The organism is Catenulispora rubra, assembly GCF_015356825.1.
Taxonomy (GTDB): Bacteria; Actinomycetota; Actinomycetes; order Streptomycetales; family Catenulisporaceae; genus Catenulispora; species Catenulispora rubra.
Genome location: NZ_JAACYW010000776.1, coordinates 1 through 415 on the forward strand (window position 1 = coordinate 1; position 415 = coordinate 415).

1 protein-coding gene is annotated in these 415 nt (G+C 65.5%); it reads right to left on the reverse strand.

The window, feature by feature from the left end:
- Positions 1-206 precede the first annotated feature (206 nt).
- Positions 207-415, reverse strand: a 209-nt coding sequence (locus GWK61_RS55370) for a carbohydrate-binding protein (protein WP_323748219.1), incomplete at its 5' end; no start/stop codon positions are given.

Genomic DNA, 415 nt, shown 5'->3' on the forward strand with positions numbered 1-415 from the left:
GCACTCGGGTGTCGGAGATCTTGCGCGGGTCGGAGATCTTGCGCGGGGAGTCATCTGCCATGCCCGTATCGTACAAGAGCTCTTGTGCAATGGCTATTGTGCAAGAGCTCTTGTCTATATCGATGGCAAAAGGCCAGGTCAGAAGATCTCTGACCTGGCCGGTCAAGCACAACCGCGCTCAACCACTCACCGTGGCGAGCCCCGCCTCAGCAAGCGCCGTTGTCCGTCCACACCGCCCACGATCCCGGCGCGCCCGGGGTGGCCCCGGTCGAGTACCAGGTGGACGTGTACTTGTGGCCGCTGTAGGAGACCACGTCACCCGGCACATACGAGGTGCTCGCGCTCCACGCGGTCAGGCCGGTGCAGCCGCCGGAGCCGCCGCTGACGGTCCAGGTGAAGGCGGCGGTGCCGGTGG